This is a genomic window from Bradyrhizobium quebecense (genome assembly GCF_013373795.3).
Classification (GTDB): Bacteria; Pseudomonadota; Alphaproteobacteria; order Rhizobiales; family Xanthobacteraceae; genus Bradyrhizobium; species Bradyrhizobium quebecense.
Map to the genome: position 1 here is coordinate 2,882,572 of NZ_CP088022.1, position 18,205 is coordinate 2,900,776.

Below are 18,205 nucleotides of genomic sequence, written 5' to 3' on the forward strand. Positions count from 1 at the left end.
GTTTTGACCCAGAGGGGTAACGAAGGCGGTGTGCGCCGCAAAACGGGTTCCATCCCGCGGTCCCTGGAACCCGTGCCCCTACGATCCGCCGAGCCGCTTCCGTTTCGCGTTCAGCGCGGAGGCGACGCGACTGACCGGCGGGCGGCCGAGCAAGGCGGCGACCTCGTTGGTCGTGGCCAGCAGCCTGTCCATGTCGATACCGGTTTTCACGCCCATGCCCTCGAGCATGTAGACGACATCCTCGGTCGCGACGTTGCCGGTGGCGCCGGGCGCATAAGGGCAGCCGCCGAGGCCGCCGGCGGCGGCATCGATGACGCGCACGCCCTCCTCCATGCCGGCATAGAGATTGGCGAGCGCCTGGCCATAGGTGTCGTGGAAGTGCATCGCGAGGTTGCCGACCGGAAGCTCGGCGCCAACCGCACGCAGCATCTCCTTCGCCTTGAGCGGCGTGCCGACGCCAATGGTGTCGCCGAGCGAGATCTCGTAGCAGCCGAGATCCCATAGCGTCATTGCGAGGTCGGCGACCGCCTTCGGCCTGATCTCGCCGTCGAACGGACAACCCAGCACGCAGGAGATATAACCGCGCACCTTGACGCCGTCGGCCTTGGCACGCGCCAGCACCGGCTTGAAGCGCTCGATCGACTCCGCGATCGAACAATTGATGTTGGCACGCGAAAATCCTTCGGAGGCCGCCGCAAACACCGAGACGACCTGGGCGCCTGCCGCGCGCGCGGCGTCATAGCCCTTCTCGTTCGGCACCAGCACGTGGAATTCGGCGCCCTTGACCTTGTCCTTGATTTGGCTGACGCCGCGCAGCACCTGGTCGGAGCTTGCCATCTGCGGGATCGCCTTCGGCGACACGAAGGCGCCGACCTCGACGGTCTTAAGCCCCGCCGCCACTAGCGCCTCGACGAAGGCGACGCGCGCCTCGACGCTGACCGGCGTCTTCTCGTTCTGCAGGCCGTCGCGCGGCCCCATCTCGACGATGTGGATCTGATCACTCATGACGCGGCCGCGGGCTCGACTTCGGCAAGCTCGACGCCCTCGCCGACGATGTCGCCGACCTTGCATTTGAGCTTCTTCAGCACGCCGGCATAGGGCGCGCGCAGGGTCTGCTCCATCTTCATCACTTCGAGCGTGAGGATCGGCGCGCCCTTCTCCAGCGTCGCGCCCTCCTCGGCCAGCAGCGCGACCACGGTGCCCGGCAAGGGCGCCACGATCTTGTCCTCGCCGACCTGCTCCTCGCTCTCGCCGCCGAACGGATCGACCCAGTGCAGGTCGAAACGGCCGTTGCGGGTGCGCAAGTACAGCTCGTGGCCCTCGATGACCGAAGCGACGCGCGACTTGAGGCCGTCGAGCGTCAGGTCGAAGCCATCATCGCCGGGTGAGGAGATGGCAAAGGCAAGCTCGCGCCCGCCGACGGAGAGCGTCGACGGTCCATTGCCATAGTGCAACGTGATGGTGTGCGGCGCCTCATGGCCCTGCCGGAACGAGAACACCCGCTGACGGCGGCCGACCGGCATCCAGCCGAACGCCTGCCAGGGCGAGTTCGCCTCGCGCCGCGCCGCCTTCTGCTCGTCGTTGACGATCGCGGCCACCGCCGCGCAGAGCTCGAACTCACCGGCGGCACCGGTGCCTGATGTCAGGTTCTTCAGCTCGCGCTCGATGAAGCCGGTATCGATCGCGTTGGCGCGCGTCTCCGGATGCGTCACCAGCGCCGACAGGAACGGGATGTTGGTGACGATGCCGCGGACATCGGTCTCTTGCAGCCCGCGATTGAGCTTCTCGATCGCACCTTCGCGCGTCGGCGCCCAGGCGATCACCTTGGCGAGCATCGCGTCGTAATACGGCGAGACGTTGTCGCCGCTGCGATAGCCGGCATCGATGCGCAGGCCGTCGCCTTCCGGCGGCGTCCGCCAGGTCTTGATGCGGCCGACCGAGGGCATGAAGTTCTTCTGCGGATTTTCCGCGTAGACGCGCGCCTCGATCGCGTGTCCGTTCAGCCTGATCTCGTCCTGCTTCAGCGGCAGCGCCTCGCCGAACGCGACGCGCAGCTGCCAGTCGACGAGATCGACGCCGGTGATCAGCTCGGTGACGGGATGCTCGACCTGCAAGCGGGTGTTCATCTCGATGAAGAACACATCCTTGCCGTCGGAGACGAACTCGATCGTGCCGGCACCGACATAATTGACCGCGCCGGCCGCCTTGCGGGCGGCCTCGCAGACCGTCTCGCGCTGCGCGGCGTTGAGCGTCGGCGACGGCGCCTCCTCGATCACCTTCTGGTGCCGGCGTTGCAGCGTGCATTCGCGCTCCCACAACGAGAGCAGATTGCCGTGGCTGTCGCCGATGATCTGCACCTCGATATGACGCGGGTTCTGCACGTACTTCTCGATCAGCATGCGGTCGTCACCGAACGCCGCCTTGGCCTCGCGCTTGGCGCTGGTGATCGCGGCCGACAGCTCGCCCGCCGAATTGACCACGCGCATGCCGCGACCGCCGCCGCCGGCCGACGCCTTGACCAGCACCGGGAAGCCGATCCGGTTGGCGGCCTCCGCCAGGATCGCCTCGTCCTGCACCTCGCCGTGATAGCCGGGCACCAGCGGCACGCCGGCCTTCTCCATCAACGCCTTCGAGCCGGATTTCGAGCCCATCGCGGTCATCATCGCGGCGGTCGGGCCGACGAACACCAAACCGGCATCGAGACAGGCCTGCGCGAACTCGGCATTTTCGGACAGGAAGCCGTAGCCGGGATGCACGGCCTCGGCGCCGGTCTGTCTTGCGGCTGCGATGACCCGTTCGATGTTGAGATAGCTGTCGCGCGCCCGCGCGGGCCCGAGCACCACGGCCTCGTCGGCGAGTGCGACGTGCATCGCGTCGCGGTCGGCCTCGGAATAGACCGCGACGGTGCGCAGCCCCATGGCGCGCGCCGAGCGGATGACGCGGCAGGCGATCTCGCCGCGGTTGGCGATCAGAAGCGTGCGGAAACGCCGGTAGAGTTTTGAGCGGTCCATGATCAGATCCTGGGTCACATCCTGAACAGGCCGAACTTCGTCGGCTCGATCGGCGCATTGGCGGCGGCCGACAGGCCGAGCCCGAGCACCAGGCGGGTGTCGGCGGGATCGATCACGCCGTCGTCCCAGAGCCGCGCGGTCGCGTAGTAGGGATTGCCCTGCTTCTCGTATTGCGCGCGGATCGGCTCGCGAAATTTGTCTTCCTCTTCCGCCGACCAGCTCTCGCCCTTGGCCTCGATGCCGTCGCGGCGCACCTGGCTCAGCACCATCGAGGCCTGCTCGCCGCCCATCACGGAGATGCGGGCGTTCGGCCACAGCCAGAGGAAGCGCGGGCTGTAGGCGCGGCCGCACATGCCGTAATTGCCGGCGCCGTAGGAGCCGCCGATCACGACGGTGAATTTCGGCACGCCGGCGGTCGCAACCGCGGTCACCAACTTGGCGCCGTCGCGCGCGATGCCGCCCGCCTCGTACTTCTTGCCGACCATGAAGCCGGTGATGTTCTGCAGGAACACCAGGGGAATGCCGCGCTGGCAGCACAGCTCGATGAAATGCGCGCCCTTCAGCGAGCTCTCGCTGAACAGGATGCCGTTGTTGGCGATGATTCCGACCGGATAGCCCCAGATATGGGCGAAGCCGGAGATCAGCGTGGTGCCGTAGAGCTTCTTGAATTCGTCGAATTCGGAGCCGTCGACGATCCGCGCGATGATGTCATGCACGTCGAACGGCTTGCGGCCGTCGGCGGAGACCACGCCGTAGATCTCCTCGGCGGGAAACAGCGGCTCCTGCGGCGCCTTCATGTTGAGCGGCGCCTTCGCCGGCTGCTTCAGCGTGCCGACGATGCGCCGCGCGATCCCGATCGCATGGGCGTCGTTCTGCGCGTAATGATCGGTCACACCCGACTGCCGGGAGTGGACGTCAGCACCGCCGAGCTCTTCGGCAGTGACAACCTCGCCGGTCGCGGCCTTCACCAGCGGCGGGCCGCCGAGGAAGATCGTGCCTTGATTGCGCACGATGATGCTCTCGTCCGACATCGCCGGCACATAGGCGCCGCCGGCGGTGCAGGAGCCCATCACGATCGCGATCTGCGGGATGCCCTGCGACGACATCTGGGCCTGGTTGTAGAAGATGCGGCCGAAATGCCGCTCGTCGGGAAAGATCTCGTCCTGCAGCGGCAGGAAGGCGCCGCCGGAATCCACCATGTAGACGCAGGGCAGATTGTTCTGCCGCGCGATGTCCTGGGCGCGCAGATGCTTCTTCACCGTCAGCGGGTAGTAGGTGCCGCCCTTGATGGTGGCATCATTGGCGACGATGATGCATTCGCGCCCGGAGATGCGTCCGACGCCGGTGATGACGCTGGCCGAATGGACATCGCCGCCGTACAGCCCGTTGGCGGCGAGCGGCGACAGTTCGAGGAATGCGGTGCCGGGATCGACCAGCAGATCGACGCGATCGCGTGCCAGCATCTTGCCGCGCGAGGTGTGCCGCTTGCGCGAGGTCTCGCCCCCACCGCCCGCGACCTGCTTGAGCTTGTCCCGGAGTTCCGCGACCAGGCTGCGCATCACATCAGCGTTGCGGGCGAATTCAGAGGATGTGGGATCGATCGTCGAATGAAGCGGCATCGCTGTTGCACGTTTCGTTGGAGTGGCCGACAGGATTTTTTGGAAACCGAGCCGCCGCGCCGGAGGCACGACGGCCGGTGCGCAGCTCAGGCCGTCTTCGCGAACAGCTCGCGGCCGATCAGCATGCGGCGGATCTCGCTGGTGCCGGCGCCGATCTCGTAGAGCTTCGCATCGCGCAGCAGCCGACCGGTCGGATAGTCGTTGATGTAACCGTTGCCGCCCAAGAGTTGGATCGCGTCCAGCGCGCATTGGGTGGCCTTCTCGGCGGCATAGAGGATGGCGCCGGCGGCGTCCTCGCGCGTGGTCTCGCCGCGGTCGCAGGCCTTCGCCACCGCGTAAACATAGGCGCGCGAGGCATTCATCGTGGTGTACATGTCGGCGATCTTGCCCTGCACCAGCTGGAACGAGCCGATCGGCTCGCCGAACTGCTTGCGCCCGTGGACGTAGGGCAGCACGACGTCCATGCAGGCCTGCATGATGCCGATCGGTCCCGCCGCCAGCACCGCGCGCTCATAGTCGAGACCGGACATCAAGACGTTGACGCCGCGGCCGACCTCGGAGAGCACGTTCTCCTCCGGCACCTCGCAATCCTCGAACACCAACTCGCAGGTGTCGGAGCCGCGCATGCCGAGCTTGTCGAGCTTCTGCGCGGTGGAAAATCCCTTCATGCCCTTTTCGATGATGAAGGCGGTGATGCCGCGCGGGCCGGCATTGGCATCAGTCCTGGCATAGACCACCAGCGTCTCGGCGTGGGGACCGTTGGTGATCCACATCTTGTTGCCGTTGAGCACGAAGCGGTCGCCCTTCTTCTCGGCGCGGGTCTTCATCGAGACCACGTCGGAACCGGCGGAGGGCTCCGACATCGCCAGCGATCCGACATGCTCGCCGGAGATCAGCTTGGGCAGATATTTGCGCTTCTGCGCCTCGTTGCCGTTGCGGCGGATCTGGTTGACGCAGAGGTTGGAATGCGCCCCGTAAGCCAGCCCGATCGAAGCCGACGCGCGCGAGATCTCCTCGACCGCGATGCAGTGCTCGAGATAGCCGAGGCCCGATCCGCCGTACTCCTCCTCGACCGTGATGCCGTGCAGGCCGAGCGCGCCGATTTTCGGCCAGAGGTCGCGCGGAAAGGTGTTGGAGCGATCGATCTCGGCGGCGCGCGGCGCGATCTCGTTGGTCGAGAAATCATGCACCGTCTCGCGGATCGCATCCGCGGTCTCGCCAAGGTCGAAATTGAAGATTGCCGCCCGGTTCGAGGCCATGACCCCTCCCATGAGATTGCAATTAAACGATCATACGTTTTTTTCTTGGCTTCGCAAGCGACTGTGCTATGGTTTGCATGTGAAATCCGCAGTTCGTTGAATTTACTGGGATTTCATGCGATATACATACGGTCGTTTGCTTGTTTCCGGTACTCCCTGACAAGCCAACATCCCTCCGAGGCCCCGATGGCACGCACGATCGGCTCACATGGCCCCACGACGCTGGAGGCGATCCGCAAGGCCGGCGTGCGCCTGATCTTCGAGCGCGGCTACGAGGCAATGAGCCTGCGCCAGCTCGCCGCCGAGGTCGGGATCCAGGCCGGCTCACTCTACAACCATATCTCAACCAAGCAGGACCTGCTGTTCGATCTGGTGCAGGAGCATATCAACGATTTGCTGCGCGAGCTCGATCTCGCGCTGGAGGGCAAAGCCGATCCGGTCGAGCAGCTGCGCGCCTTCGTCGCCTTCCACGTCAGCTATCACATGACCCGCAAGCGCGAGGTCTTCATCGCCAATTCCGAGCTGCGCAGCCTCGATGCCAAGAACTACGACGTCGTGGTGGCGTTGCGCGGTGCCTATGAGCAGCGGCTGGCGCAGATTCTCACCGAGGGGGTCTCGGACGGCGTGTTCGAAGTTGGCGATATCCAGGTCGCGACCTTCGCCATCATCGCGCTGCTGACGGGTCTTTGCACCTGGTACCGCCCCGGCGGCCGGCTGACCCGCGATGCCATCATCGCGGCGCATGAGAAGCTGGTGCTGTCGGGCGTCGCACCGCAGGCCGCGCTCGGTCGGGTCGGCAGCGGCAGCAAGAGCCCGCGGACTGCGGTAGCGGGCTCGTGACTGTGACAGAGCGCCCACAGCTCGATGACATCGATTTGCGGATCCTGTCCGAATTGCAGCGGGACGGCCGGATCAGGATCAACGAGCTCGCCGAACGCGTCGGCATCACCGCCCCGCCCTGCCTGCGCCGGGTCCGCGCCTTGCGCAGCCGCGGTGTGGTGCAGGCGATCCGCGCCACGCTGGACGAACGGCTATTGGGCTATGAGGTGACGACCTTCGTCCTGATCCAGCTCGACAGCCAGAACCTGGTTGCGATCGAGGCGTTCGAGGCGGCGGTCGCGGCCGTGCCGCGCTTCCTGCAATGCTGGCGGATCTCGGGCGATGCGGATTTCATGCTGAGATGCGTCGCGCCCAGCGTCGACGATATGCGTCAGCAGCTGCTGCAGTTCGCGGGTCTGCCCAACGTGCGCAAAATTCGAAGTTTTCCGGTGCTCGGCGTCTCCAAGGATGCGCCGCTGCCAATCCCGGGTGCCCTCGCCGCGCCAAGCCCCGCGGGCTGACCCGGAGCCCCTTCCGCCAGACTCGTCATGCCCGGCCTCGTGCCAGGCATCCACGTCGTTTCTTCATTCAGGCAGCAAAGACGTTTATGGCCGGGACAAGCCCGGCCATGACGGAATTGAACTCGTTTTGAAGCGGTATGGCCTAGTGCGTCCACGGCTCCCAGCGGCGGAACGCGAAATTGTCGGCATAGGCGATCTGGCGGTGAGCGGAATCCTTCGGCTCGATCACCTGGTAGGCAATGCCCTTGCGCTCGCAATAGGCGACCGCCTCCTCCTTGGTCTCGAACTGCAGCGTGAGCTGCTGCTTCATATCGGTGGACGAGGTCCAGCCCATCAAGGGCTCCACGGTGCGCGGCTGCTCCGGCTCGTAGTCGAGTTGCCACTCTTTGGTCTTGGCACGTCCCGATTGCATCGCGTTTTTGGCGGGCTTAAAAATGCGTGCGGTCATGGATGGTCGGCCCCGTGGGATGTGCGATATGGAAGCGATTTGAAGGAAACCGCCGGGATAGTATAGAGACACCTTTCAACGATCTGATCGGTGATTCCTCGATCTCGGAGGGAGCCTTCGCCGGACCGGTATAGTCATTCTACCGCGCTGTGACAATCTGGCCTCGGGGGCTTCGGTTTGGAGCCCCTTGGGCCCGCGGCGCGGCCTTCTCGACAGCATCATCTCGAGGAAGCGGCGCCCCATGGAAATCCACGCTCACCTGCCCGACAAAGGACGTGACCTCCGGCTCGACCTGTTCCGCGGGATCGCGAACTGGGCGATCTACCTCGATCACATCCCCGACAATATCGTGAACTGGATCACGACCCGGAATTACGGCTTCAGCGATGCCGCGGACCTGTTCGTCTTCATCTCCGGCTACACCGCATCCTTCGTCTATGCCCGCATGATGCTCGAGCGCGGCTTCATCGTCGGCGCCACAAGGCTGACCAAGCGGGTCTGGCAGCTCTATGTCGCCCACATCATCCTTTTCGTGATCTACATCGCCTCGATCAGCTATCTGGCGCTGCGCTTCGGCGATTCCGAGATCATCAACGAGTTCAATGTCGCGGGCCTCGTCGACAACGCCACCGAGACGCTGCGTCAGGGCCTGTTCCTGAAGTTCAAGCCGGTCAATCTCGACGTGCTGCCGCTCTACATCGTGCTGATGGGCCTGTTCCCGCCGGTGCTGTGGTTCATGCTGCGGCAGCCGAACTGGACCATGCTGGCCTCGCTCGCGCTGTGGCTGGTGTCGCGGCACATGGGCTGGAACCTGCCCGCCTACCCGGCCGGGACCTGGTACTTCAATCCGTTCGCCTGGCAGGTGCTGTTCGTGTTCGGCTCGTGGTGCGCGATGGGCGGCGCACGCGCGAACATGCACATCATCAATTCGCGCTACACGCTGTGGTTCTGCATCGCCTATATGATCTTCGCCCTGATCATGACGATGGCCGGCCGCTTCCCGGACTTCGGCGCGATGTTCCCGGAATGGCTCTATTCCACGTTCAACCCGAACGACAAGACCAACCTAGCGCCCTATCGCTTCCTGCACTTCGTGGTGATCACGGTGCTGGTGATCCGCTTCGTCCCGAAGGATTGGTCGGCGCTGGAGTGGAAGGTGTTCGATCCCCTGATCGTCTGCGGCCAGCAGTCGCTCGCGGTGTTCTGCGTCGGCGTGTTCCTGTCCTTTGTCGGACATTTCGAACTCTCGATGAGTTCGGGCTCGCTGTTCGCGCAGATCTTCGTCAGCATCTCCGGCATCGCGATCATGACGATCGTGGCCTATTACATCTCGTGGTCGAAGCGGCAGGACAAGCCGATCAAGCCGCCAGCGCAGAAGCCTGCGGCACCGGCAAAGGCTGGGTAACAGAGCGCGTCATTTGCCCGGCCGCCGCCCTTTGCCTCCCGGCTGACCGCTTCGCCACCTGCCCTGTGAAGTGAACCCATCCCAGGTGGTGGTCCAGCGATACTCGGCCGCCGGCGCCTTCGCGATGCTATCGGAGCTGCGCGCTCCCTCCAGCGCAAACGTGGCGCCCTGCGGATCAAGGCAGCGGACGATCCAACTGCCGTTCGGCAGTTCCAGCGGCCCCTCGTAGACCCGTCCGCCACCGGCCCTGACTCGCACGATGGCTGCGTCGACGTCGTCGACGTTGAAATAGTAAAGCCAGAACGCGATCGGTTCGAGCGGACGCTTGTTGAAGATTCCACCGATGGTCTGCCCACCAGCAGAGAACACTTGATAGGACTCGGCGCCGGCGAAGTCGCTGTCGGCCTGTCGCCAGCCAAAAACCTCGCTGTAGAAACCAAAGGCCTTTCTCCAATCGGCAGCCAGCAGTTCATGCCAGCCGACCCGCCCAGGGGCATCGGGGCCTTCAACCGCGGGCCGAGCGATCCTTGATCCGCTAAGCAATCCGAACGTCGCCCGCTGCGGGTCGGCGACGATCGAGATGCGGCCGATATTGGTGCCGGTCGGCGGCACGTAGACGGAGCCACCACGTTCTAGCATTCGGTGAACGGCAAGATCCATGTCGTCGACACCGACATAACCAATCCATCGCGGGGTTGCGCCCTGGCGTATACCCTCCTCCGGCAACTCCATCAGACCGCTTCGGGTAAGCTCGCCCGACATGAACAATTTGTAAGAAATCCCGGGTATGGACGCATCCTTCGTCACCCAGCCGAGAACGTTGCCGTAAAAGGCACTCGCTCCTCCCACGTCCGTGGTCAGCAGCTCATACCAAGCGAAGCTCGCACCATCATCAGCCATGCCGATCCCTCGCTTCGGCGTCAGGACAACCGCAGTGCAGCATGCAAATTCCCGCATCGTCAACGATCGCGCCTGAGCGACAGGGCAGGCCCAATAATCGCGTTCATCAAGATGAACCCGAGAACGAAGATGAACGACATTACTTGATGCACGTTAGCGCCTCGCGAGAGTGTGCGCGCAGCGCGCCTTGCATGCAGCTGCGACGAATTGTACAATTACACGAGAGTTGAAATCGACAACACGTCAAGAATGGAGGATGCGAGCATGCCGCGAGTGAAGCAAGCCCCCAAGACCAAGCGTGTGACCAGCAAGCGTGTGACCAAGGCCGCTGTGCCCGCTTTGGGTGCAGCCGGATTGACTTTCTCGCTGGTGGGGGGGGCGTCCGCATCCGCCGTTCCGGCAGCAGACGCGCCGCAGATTCAGAAGTACGGACCGACGCAAGCCATCACACTCGGCGAAGAAGAAATCGCCGACGTCAGCCTGGCGACGTTCCACCTGTTCGACAAGGAAGACATCGGAGCCGGCGTCCAGGTCGCGTGGCGCGGATGCGGCGGCTGCCGAGGTTGCCGTGGCTGTCGCGGTTGCCGTGGCTGCCGTGCCTGCCGCTGCGGTGGCTGCGCGGGTTGCGGTGGCGGCTGCTGTCTGTCGTGGGGCGCCTGCCGCGTCTGCTAGTCGAAACAGCATCGCGTTGACACACCTCGATCGTCATGGCCGGGTCCGACACACGTCGACCCGGCCAAATTTGTATTGTGTCCGTATCGTTGCGCGGCTCGCTTCGGGCAACGACGCGGACGTGTCGAGGCCAGCGCCTCGCCCGCTTCAATGATCGACCCACAAGCTGCACAGGAACGAGACTCTTTGCCAGGCAAATCCACCCAGCGCGCCAACAACGACGTTCTGCAGTTCGCACCGAATTTCACGGCCTACGTGCTGCCTCCGGATGTTGTCTGCCTCTATTCCGAAGATCGAAAGTTCTTTCTCCATGGCGAGCTCTATTGCACGCTGGCGTCGGCAATCGGTGCAAATGGATGCAGCGTCGCCAAGCTCACGGACAAGCTCGGGCGAAAGTTTCCGCCCGACAAGGTCAATGAAGCCATCAAGCGACTGCTCGACCGCCGCTATGTGATCGCGAAATCGCCAGGTCCCGGCACCGCCGCGGCGGGGCTTTGGGCGAGCCTGGGCCTTCCCGACGCGATAGCCGAGCAAAACCTTCACAACTGCCGCGTTCGACTTGAGACGATCGACGTCAGGGGCGCGGCCGAATTGAGCAAGGCCCTGCAGGAGCTGGGCGTCCGCGTCGTCAAGACATCGCCCGACCTTACGGTTACGTTGGTGAACGACTATCTCGATCGGCGGCTCGCCGAACGCAACCTGCAGCACGTGTCCGACGGATCAGCCTGGTTGCTGATGCAGCCCTCCGGGGTATTTCCCCTGATCGGCCCCATCTTCAACCCGGGCGAGACCGCATGCTGGACCTGCCTGTACGACCGGATGATCCGCAACCGCGAGGTCAAGGGCTTCCTTGATCGCGGCGCGGCGCGGCGGGTCGCGGTTTCTGCGCTCGCACAGCACACCGTTGGACAGAGCGCCATCCACTTTGCGGCGGTTGAAGTCGCCAAGGCGATCGCGAGCGGCTTCCGCACCGATCTGCGCAATCACATCGTCAGTCTCGACCTGCTGGGCTCGACCATTGCAAAACACTACGTGGCAGCCCGCCCGCAATGCCCAACCTGCGGCAACAAGAAACTGCAAAACCCGCGGCGGTCACCACAACCGGTCGAATTGGGACCCGGCGCCAAGCTGATCATGACCAGTGGCGGCTATCGCACCGTCTCGTCCCGCGCCACAGTGGCGCGGTTCAAGAAGCATGTCAGCCCCCTCACCGGTGTGGTGACGCGGCTGGAGCGGATCGAAGTCGATCTGCCGATGAACACCAATTTCTATGCCCAACATAACTTCTCCGCGCCGGCGCAGAACGTGGATCAGCTCCGCGCCGGGCTGAGCGGCGGCAGTTTCGGCAAGGGCAGCACGGCCGAGCAAGGCGAGGCCAGCGCTCTGATGGAAGCAATCGAGCGATATTCGGGGATTTTCCAGGGTGATGAGATCCGGGCCCGAAAACGCTTCGCCGACTTCCCCCCTGGCGACGCAATCCGTCCCAACGACATCCTGCTCTTCAGCGACGAGCAGTACCGCGGCAGCGCCGTGCCGAATCCCCACGACTCACACCACACCCAGCCCGCCCCCGAGCCGTTTGATCCGTCCGCGAAAATCGAATGGTCACCCGTCTGGTCGTTGCGCGACAAGCGGTTCAGGCAGATTCCGACCAGCCTCCTGTATTTCTTCTATCAGGGTCCGGCGGCCTTCGCCGCTGATTCCAACGGCTGCGCTGCCGGCAATACCCGCGAGGAAGCCATCGTGCAGGGCTTCCTCGAATTGATGGAGCGCGACGCCTATGCGATCTGGTGGTACAACCGGTCGCAACGGGCTGCGGTCGACCTGAACCAGTTCGACGATTCCTACGTCCGCGATCTGAAGACCCAACTCGAGGAAACGGGCCGGCGGCTCTGGGTGCTGGATATCACCAGCGATCTCGGCGTCCCGACCTATGTCGCGATCGTGCATTGGATGCAGAACGGTCAGGAAAACATCGAGTTTGGCTCGGGCGCTCACTTCGATCCGCGTATCGCGGTGCTGCGGTCGTTGACCGAGTTGAATCAGTTCCTCTCCATCGGTCTGATGGGTGGTGGCAGCGGCGAGAAGCCGAGCCTCGATGGCGTCAATCCGCTGCGGCTCGACGAATATCCGTTCCTGATTCCAAGTGCCAATCCCGTCATCCCGCCGGCCGTCGCGGCAGACGTGCCGCTCGACAATACCCGCGCACAGGTGGATGCCTGCGTTGACATCGCGGCGCGCGCGGGTCTCGACTTCCTCGTCCTCGACCAAACGCGGCCCGACGTCGAGGTACCGGTGGTCCGGGTCATCGTTCCCGGAATGCGCCATTTCTATCGCCGCTTCGCGCCGGGGCGGCTCTATGATGTGCCCGTCAAGCTCGGATTGCGCGATCGGCCATCGCTGGAAAGCGAGTTGACGCCATTCCTCCCGCACACTTGAGGTGATACCGGCGTGCGCGCGCCCAGCAAAAAGTACCAGAAAAAGAAATCGCCACGCACCACGCCGCCGGTTGTCTTGGTTCGGCTCAACCCGCTCGTAGCGCTCGAAGCGCAACCTGACGGGAGCATAGCGGCCCATGTCGAAGGCTATTCGGAGCCTCTGGGAACGTTCAGCGCAGCCGCAGCGGAACGCGCCCTCGAACTGCGGGTGGGCCTGCCGCTTCCGCGCTCTGAAGGCGATGCGGTCGAGCGAGAGGTCGAGCGCCTGATGCGGCAATTGGCACGCCGCGGACTGCTGGAATATCGCTTGGCGCGTCCGGGCGACGCTAATGATCTCGTCACGATCGAGCCGCAGACCCCTGATTACTGGCCGCGAGCGGCAAAGCTCGACGATGCGGCAACAGTCGTGCTGTCGCGCTTCGCCTATCTTCGGCGGCGCGGCACCGAGATGATTCTGGAATCACCGCGGGCCGGCGCACTGTTGAGGATCCATGATGCGCGGATTGCGGCTCTGCTGACCATCCTTGCCAGTCCTCAGAAGATCAGCCGCATCCGGCGTCTGGATAGCTATCCGGGCCCTGCATTGCTTGCGCTGCTGCTGGACTGCCAAATCCTGATCGAGATCGACGCGGCACAACGCGATGCGCTGCGAAAGGCGGAAGGCGATGACAGCCTCGTGCTCTGGGATTTTCACGATTTGCTGTTCCATGCTCGCAGCACGGAAGGCCGACAGGCCAGTCCGCTGGGTGGCCTCTATCCGCACACCGGCCTGATTGCGCCGCTCCCCGCGATCCGACCCGCCTGGCCCGGTAAGCGCATCAAGCTGCCGGAATCCGACCGCATCGCCTCGCCGCTGGAACAACTGCTGCATGACCGGCATTCGACGCGCGAATTCGACGATCACAAGCCTATCACATTGGCTGAACTTTCGACGTTGCTGAACAACGTCGCGCGGGTCCGGGCGAAATGGAGCGGGCGGCTGGAGTTTGCCGACGATGGTCCCGATATCGAATATACCAGCAGGCCGTATCCGGCAGCGGGCAGCGCCTACGAGCTTGAGCTCTATCTGGCAGTCGCGAATTGCGACGGCCTGACGCCAGGTTTCTATCACTACGACGCCGATGCGCATGCGTTGGCGGCCATCGACGTTCGCCCACAACAATTCGAGGCCATGTTGCAAAGCGCGGGATTTGCTATGGACGCGCCGTCTCCACCGCAGGTCCTGATCACGATCGCCGCGCGATTTGGCCGGATCTCTTGGAAGTACAGCGCCATCGCCTATGCGCTCATCCTGAAGGATGTCGGCGTCCTGACCCAAACGCTGTACCTGGTGGCGACGGATTTGGGCCTCGGCGGCTGTGCGATCGGCACCACCAATATCGATCTGTTCGCGAAGATGACCGGGCTCGACATTCACGTCGAGGGACCGGTCGGCCAGTTCGGGCTGGGGCGCGGCATGGAACCGCCCCCTGCCGGATAGTCCTCGATCCGCCGTGACAAGCTTGCCTGGAGGACTGTGATCAGCCGCCGCGGCTGCCGTCCTGCGTGGTCGAGGAGACGATGGTGGCGACGTCGCCGAACGTCGTCATGACAGGCGTGACGACCTTGTGCATTTTGGTCTTCGACACCAGCGTGTCGTGCAGCACGAGGTTGTCGATCCCGGTGGTGAGGAAGCAGCTCACCGCGTCCTGCGGCGTCTCGATGATCGGCTCGCCCTTGACGTTGAACGAGGTGTTGATCAGCACCGGCACACCGGTCAGCGCCTCGAACTCCTTCAGCAGGCGATAGAGCACCGGGTTGGTTTCCTCCCGCACGCTCTGCACCCGCGCCGAGCCATCGACATGCACGATCGCCGGGATCTTGTCGCGCCATTCGGGGCGCACCGGCTTGGCGATCAGCATATAGGGTGAGTCCTCCTCGCCCTCGAAGATCTCCTTCATGCGCTCGGCCAGCACGATCGGCGCGAACGGCCGGAAGGCCTGGCGGTGCTTGACGCGGCTGTTGAGGATGTCCTTCATCTCGGCCTTGCGCGGATCGGCGATCAGGCTGCGGTTGCCCAGCGCGCGCGGACCGAATTCAGAAGGCCCCTGAAACCAGCCGATCACGCGCTGGTCGGCGAGCAGCTTCGCGGTATCGCGACAGATATTGTCGCTGCGCTTCGCGTCGACCTGGATGCGGACCAGGAAGCTCTGCAGCGCGGCCGCGACCTCGGCGTCGCTGTAGCGCCGGCCGACATAGGCATGCTCCATCACGAAGGCGCGGCGCTGCTTGAGGATCTCCAGCCAGCCGTAATAGGCGCAGCCGATGGCGATGCCGTCGTCGCCGGCGGCGGGCTGGATCCAGACATTTTCGAAGCCCGCCTCGCGTGCGATGCGCCCGTTCGCGACGCAGTTGAGCGCGACGCCGCCGGCGATGCAGAGGTTCTTGGCGCCGGTACTCTCGCGCAGCCAGCGCGCCCGCGCCAGCAGCACGTTCTCGGTGTCGTCCTGCACCCGCCAGGCGATGTCCTCCCAGTGCCGCATCGTCGGGCTCTTGTCCCAGCTGCCGCTGTCGAGCACGAAGGGCTGCCGGTTCTCCTCGCCCCAGAACGGCACGTGCAGCGTGCCGTCCTTCATTTCAAGCAGATGGCCGACCTGCTCGCGGCGGCCATAGGGTGCAAGCCCCATCAGCTCGCCGCACTTGTTCCAGTCGCCGAACACATAGGTCGAGACCCGGCTGTACAGCGCGCCGAGACCCGGCATGTTGTAGAACTCGTCCGACAAGAGACCGCGCGCCGGCTCCATAAAGACCTTCTTCAGGCATTCGAGCTTTGTATCGTCGAACCTGTAGTAACTCTCGGACTCGCGGGCGAGCGGCGATGCCCCATCCTGCGGATAGGTTTCCATCGCGTCGGCCTGATAGTTGCCGACGCCGTCGACAATCATCACGACGCCGTCCCTGAACGGCGACACCGCGAACGCGCTATAGGCATGCGCGAGGTGATGCGAGATCGACACCACCTTGTCGGACTTCGCGCGAAACAGCGGATGCTTGATCGCCTCGTTCCGCTCGGCGATCGGCAGGAAGCCCGGCATGTCCTGGTGGAGCATCCGCTCCTCCATCTCGGGCACCGGCAGGATGTAGCTGTTGCGCACCACCAGATCGACGTCGTCGAGCGTGATGCCCTCGGCGGACAGGCAGTAGTCGATGACTTCCTTATAGAAGCCGGAGGCGTGCTTCTCGCGGGTGATGCGCTCCTTGGAGATCGCATAGGCGATCGCGCCGTCACGGAGCAGGCAGGCGCTCACGTCATGGTCGTAGACGTTGAGACCAAGGACGTAGGTGTGTTGTTTCGGCATGGGCACTCTTCGGGGAGGATTCTGAAACGCTCAGAGAACATGATCGTGTCGACTTCAAGTTCTCGACGGCATTTTCCGCGGCTCGCAAATCTCTGCTTCTGCGATGCACAAATCACATCGGCGCAATGCAAGATGAACAGAATGAACGGCGGATGAACGACAAGATGAGTGTAGCAACCACATCATCCTTTGCAGGCGGGAACGTAACTTGACCTTACCTGTTGGTCTCAATAGAGTCGTTAAAGCTCGCAAGAACCTTAGTGAAAATATTGTCTTAGCATGCTCGAACCGGATGCCGGTGTCGCGCGTCTAAGCGAGACAGCCAGCATCAGTTCAGATGTTTGGAAGTGACTGGAGATCTTCGGAATGACTAAACGCTACAATATCCTGACTCGTTGCCTCGCAGCAGTCGCTTTGTTGTTCGTCTATGTCGCAAGCACCTCTGCCATCCTGGTCGGCGCCACCACGTCGTCTGCGCAGGCGCAATGGCGCGGACGCGGCGGCGGCTGGGGTCGCGGACGCGGATGGGGTTATGGTCGCGGATATGGTTATGGCCGCGGCTATGGCTACTACGGCGGTTACGTCGGTCCCCGTTGCTGGTGGACCCCGCGTGGTGTTCGCGTTTGCCGCTGGTAACAACCGACGGCCGATACAAGCGATATTGAAGACATCAATCAGGTGCGTCGGTTCCGGCGCACCTGATTTTCTTTTGGGGCTTGATTCACTTGCTGCGGCGCGGCTCACCTGCGGCACGCAAGAAAGAGCCCCGGGAGACGCCGGGGCTCTAGTCACGGGAGAGAACGCTTCAGAAATCGGGACGCGAGGACGAGCCGCCGGCCCGATCACCCAATGCATCTACGACGTGCATAAGAGCAGATTCGGCTGCCTCTGGCTGTAGCCATGCCGCAACAACCTGCCGTAATGCACAGCATGTCCACGGGTTCCCGAACTGGGCGGAACAGCCCGAAGGCGCCTAATCGTCGAGGATCGCGACCGCCCTCGTCCACCCCGCCGACGCGCGCTCGATCTTCACCGGGAAGCACGACACCATGAACCCGGTCGCCGGCAGCTGCTCGAGATTGTGCAGCTTCTCGATGTGGCAGTAGCCGATGTGGCGTCCGGCCTTGTGGCCTTCCCAGATCAGGCTGGCGTCCCTGGTCTCGGCGTATCTCTTCGCGGTGAAGACGAACGGCGCGTCCCAGCTCCAGCCGTCGATGCCGGTCAGCCGCACACCGCGCTCGAGCAGATACATCGTCGCCTCATAGCCCATGCCACAGCCCGAATTGACGTAGTCGGCCTGGCCATATTTCGCGCCGGCGCTGGTGTTGACGACGACGATCTCGAGCGGCGACAGCGTATGGCCGATCCGCTTCAGCTCGGCTTCGACATCGCCTGCGGTCGCGACGTAGCCGTCAGGCAGATGGCGGAAGTCGAGCTTGACGCCGGGCTGGAAGCACCATTCCAGCGGCACCTCGTCGATGGTCCAAGAGCGCTCGCCGCGGTTCATGGTCGGATGGAAATGCCAGGGCGCATCGAGATGCGTGCCGTTGTGCGTGGAGAGCGAGACCTGCTCGACGGCCCAGCCCTGCCCGTCAGGCAGATCCGCAGCCTTCAGCCCATCGAAGAACTGCAGCATGCGCGGCAGCCCTTGCTGATGGTCGATATACTGGATGGTCGGGTGATTGCCCGGCGGATCGGCCGGAACGTCGTTCTGCAGGGGAACGGAGATATCGATCAGTCTGCGCGCCATGGTGCCTCCTCGCGGATTGGTCTTG

16 protein-coding genes are annotated in these 18,205 nt (G+C 63.8%); 7 read left to right on the top strand and 9 right to left on the bottom strand.

Features of this window, described 5'->3' with window-relative positions; all coding sequences use genetic code 11:
* Positions 1-78: 78 nt before the first annotated feature.
* The 4 genes from HU230_RS13810 to HU230_RS13825 all read right to left on the bottom strand — a co-directional run bounded on the left by HU230_RS13810 (position 79) and on the right by HU230_RS13825 (position 5,889).
* Positions 79-1,005 carry a hydroxymethylglutaryl-CoA lyase gene (locus tag HU230_RS13810; protein WP_176531189.1) on the bottom strand — a complete coding sequence of 309 codons (927 nt, stop codon included), beginning with the start codon at positions 1,003-1,005 and terminating at the stop codon, positions 79-81.
* Positions 1,002-3,011, bottom strand: coding sequence for an acetyl/propionyl/methylcrotonyl-CoA carboxylase subunit alpha (locus tag HU230_RS13815; protein ID WP_176531188.1), 2,010 nt, complete (start codon positions 3,009-3,011; stop codon positions 1,002-1,004). The genes HU230_RS13810 and HU230_RS13815 overlap by 4 nt, the downstream gene beginning before the upstream one ends.
* Before the next feature lie 14 nt (positions 3,012-3,025).
* On the bottom strand, positions 3,026-4,630 hold the full coding sequence (locus HU230_RS13820; RefSeq protein WP_176531187.1) for a carboxyl transferase domain-containing protein: 1,605 nt from the start codon (positions 4,628-4,630) through the stop codon (positions 3,026-3,028).
* 86 nt (positions 4,631-4,716) lie between these two features.
* On the bottom strand, positions 4,717-5,889 hold the full coding sequence (locus HU230_RS13825; RefSeq protein ID WP_176531186.1) for an isovaleryl-CoA dehydrogenase: 1,173 nt from the start codon (positions 5,887-5,889) through the stop codon (positions 4,717-4,719).
* Between the two features lie 186 nt (positions 5,890-6,075).
* On the opposite strand from HU230_RS13825, the gene HU230_RS13830 reads away from it, so the two are divergent.
* Complete coding sequence (locus HU230_RS13830; protein WP_176531185.1) at positions 6,076-6,729, top strand: TetR/AcrR family transcriptional regulator; 654 nt, start codon at positions 6,076-6,078, stop codon at positions 6,727-6,729.
* 2 nt (positions 6,730-6,731) lie between these two features.
* Complete coding sequence (locus HU230_RS13835; RefSeq protein ID WP_176531184.1) at positions 6,732-7,229, top strand: Lrp/AsnC family transcriptional regulator; 498 nt, start codon at positions 6,732-6,734, stop codon at positions 7,227-7,229.
* A gap of 142 nt (positions 7,230-7,371) precedes the next feature.
* Here HU230_RS13835 and HU230_RS13840 read toward each other — a convergent pair whose 3' ends face one another.
* Entirely contained in the window at positions 7,372-7,677 is a 306-nt protein-coding gene (locus HU230_RS13840) for an ETC complex I subunit (protein ID WP_092113947.1), read from the bottom strand.
* A gap of 241 nt (positions 7,678-7,918) precedes the next feature.
* Between HU230_RS13840 and HU230_RS13845 the strand changes: the two genes are divergently transcribed.
* Positions 7,919-9,082: an OpgC domain-containing protein gene (locus HU230_RS13845; RefSeq protein WP_176531183.1), complete on the top strand. Its 1,164-nt coding sequence runs from the start codon at positions 7,919-7,921 to the stop codon at positions 9,080-9,082.
* Positions 9,083-9,091: 9 nt separating this feature from the next.
* On the opposite strand, the gene HU230_RS13850 is transcribed toward HU230_RS13845, so the two are convergent.
* A complete protein-coding gene (locus HU230_RS13850) occupies positions 9,092-9,982 on the bottom strand; it encodes a VOC family protein (RefSeq protein ID WP_176531182.1) in 891 nt (296 codons plus the stop codon).
* A 264-nt stretch (positions 9,983-10,246) separates the two neighbouring features.
* Between HU230_RS13850 and HU230_RS13855 the strand changes: the two genes are divergently transcribed.
* Complete coding sequence (locus tag HU230_RS13855) at positions 10,247-10,654, top strand: hypothetical protein (RefSeq protein ID WP_176531181.1); 408 nt, start codon at positions 10,247-10,249, stop codon at positions 10,652-10,654.
* 147 nt (positions 10,655-10,801) lie between these two features.
* On the opposite strand, the gene HU230_RS13860 is transcribed toward HU230_RS13855, so the two are convergent.
* Positions 10,802-11,197, bottom strand: coding sequence for a hypothetical protein (locus HU230_RS13860; RefSeq protein ID WP_224924412.1), 396 nt, complete (start codon positions 11,195-11,197; stop codon positions 10,802-10,804).
* Positions 11,198-11,245: 48 nt separating this feature from the next.
* On the opposite strand from HU230_RS13860, the gene HU230_RS13865 reads away from it, so the two are divergent.
* Together HU230_RS13865 and HU230_RS13870 are read left to right on the top strand one after the other, a co-directional pair.
* Complete coding sequence (locus tag HU230_RS13865; RefSeq protein WP_224943265.1) at positions 11,246-13,093, top strand: TOMM precursor leader peptide-binding protein; 1,848 nt, start codon at positions 11,246-11,248, stop codon at positions 13,091-13,093.
* A 12-nt stretch (positions 13,094-13,105) separates the two neighbouring features.
* Positions 13,106-14,572 carry a SagB/ThcOx family dehydrogenase gene (locus tag HU230_RS13870; protein WP_224943266.1) on the top strand — a complete coding sequence of 489 codons (1,467 nt, stop codon included), beginning with the start codon at positions 13,106-13,108 and terminating at the stop codon, positions 14,570-14,572.
* Between the two features lie 40 nt (positions 14,573-14,612).
* Here HU230_RS13870 and HU230_RS13875 read toward each other — a convergent pair whose 3' ends face one another.
* Positions 14,613-16,430: a carbamoyltransferase family protein gene (locus HU230_RS13875; RefSeq protein ID WP_176531179.1), complete on the bottom strand. Its 1,818-nt coding sequence runs from the start codon at positions 16,428-16,430 to the stop codon at positions 14,613-14,615.
* A gap of 366 nt (positions 16,431-16,796) precedes the next feature.
* Here HU230_RS13875 and HU230_RS13880 point away from each other — a divergent pair, with 366 nt between their 5' ends.
* Positions 16,797-17,066 carry a hypothetical protein gene (locus HU230_RS13880; RefSeq protein WP_176531178.1) on the top strand — a complete coding sequence of 90 codons (270 nt, stop codon included), beginning with the start codon at positions 16,797-16,799 and terminating at the stop codon, positions 17,064-17,066.
* Positions 17,067-17,403: 337 nt separating this feature from the next.
* Here the strand turns inward: HU230_RS13880 and HU230_RS13885 are convergent, their stop codons facing one another.
* Positions 17,404-18,180 (bottom strand): cyclase family protein, encoded by a 777-nt coding sequence (locus HU230_RS13885; protein ID WP_176531177.1) that lies wholly within the window; start codon positions 18,178-18,180, stop codon positions 17,404-17,406.
* Positions 18,181-18,205: the final 25 nt, after the last annotated feature.